Source organism: Planomonospora algeriensis (assembly GCF_977012225.1).
This window is the reverse complement of the sequence record NZ_CDRNDK010000890.1, coordinates 1-1,219: the sequence shown is the minus strand read 5'-3', so window position 1 is coordinate 1,219 and position 1,219 is coordinate 1. Positions and strand designations below refer to the sequence as shown.

The window sequence follows — 1,219 nt, the reverse complement described above, 5'->3', positions numbered from 1 at the left end:
CCGGGGCGGCGGTGGCCGGGCTGGGCGTCGCGTGCCTGGGGCCTTCGCGCCCGGGGTGCTGAAGGCGCTGGTCGGCTGGTGGCCGGGGTTCGGGCCGCTCCGCGACGGCCAGCTCTACCTGGCCCCGTTCGTCCTGCTGCAGGCCCTCGGCCTGGCGTCCGCCGTACGGCTGCTCGCCTCCCGGGCCGTCGCCGCCGTCGCGGTGGCGGTGCCCGTGCTGGTGCTGCCCACCTTCGCGCTGGGCGCGTTCGGCCGGCTGGAGGCCGTCGGCTATCCGGAGGAATGGCGGCGGGTCCAGGCGATCGTGAACGCCGACCCGGTCCCCGGGGCGCTGCTCTCGCTGCCGTGGGGGGCGCACCGGGCCTTCGCCTGGAACGGCGGGCGGGTGGTCCTGGACCCGGCGACCAAGCTGTTCGCGCGGCGGGTGGTCTGGAACGACGAACTGCTGGTGGGGCTGCCCGGCGGCGGCCGGATCCGGGTGGCGGCGGAGGATCCGCTGGTCGGGCGGGTCGCGACGGTGCTGCGCGGCGATCCGGAGCGGCGGCCCGCGGCGCTGGCCGGACTCGGGGTGCGATACGTCCTCGAACACTCTTCCGAGAACGTGTTCCAAGGCGGTGTGCCCGTTTTCCGGGGTCGGGAGCTTGTTCTTCTGCGCCTCGATTATCCCTCCTGACCTGCCGATACGCAGGTCGCGAGGGTATACCGGAGGGTAACTTACTTTGTCACGTTTTTACTAAGCCTATGGATTATGAGATGAATCACGTTCTACTCTCGGCACACTGTCCGAATCTGTGAGGGAGAGCTCAGTGATACGCGTGCTCGCAGCACTGGCCGTCGGAGCGGTCCTTGCGGTCGGTGCCTCCGTGGCGGTAGTCAACGTGGCCGCGCCCACGCCGGAGCCGCCCAACAGGCCGTTGTACAACTACGGCGACAAGTGATCTCGGGGGCCGTCCGGCGGCCCCGAGGGCACCTCTTCACCGGCCAGGCGGGGCCGGACATCGGTGATCAGCATGGGGCCTGACCTCGTCATGCCCTGATCAGCTAGGGGCGTGGCTTCGCCATGCCCTGATCCGGCCGTGCGCGCAGCACGCAGTGGAGGAGAGATCGTGGTCCTATCCCGTGGGAAGGCGGCCGCCGCGCCGCGCACATCGGCCGTGTCGTCCTCACCGCCCGCGCCGGCCGTGCCGTACCCGCCGTCCTCACCGCCCGCGCCGGCCGC

At 71.6% G+C, this 1,219-nt stretch carries 1 protein-coding gene and 1 pseudogene; both read left to right on the top strand.

The features are described from left to right. Positions 1–673, top strand: a pseudogene (locus ACWJ6R_RS36680) (hypothetical protein); the annotation flags it as partial. A gap of 133 nt (positions 674–806) precedes the next feature. Then, positions 807–938 (top strand): hypothetical protein, encoded by a 132-nt coding sequence (locus ACWJ6R_RS36675; RefSeq protein ID WP_255529966.1) that lies wholly within the window; start codon positions 807–809, stop codon positions 936–938. The last annotated feature ends 281 nt before the right edge of the window (positions 939–1,219 follow it).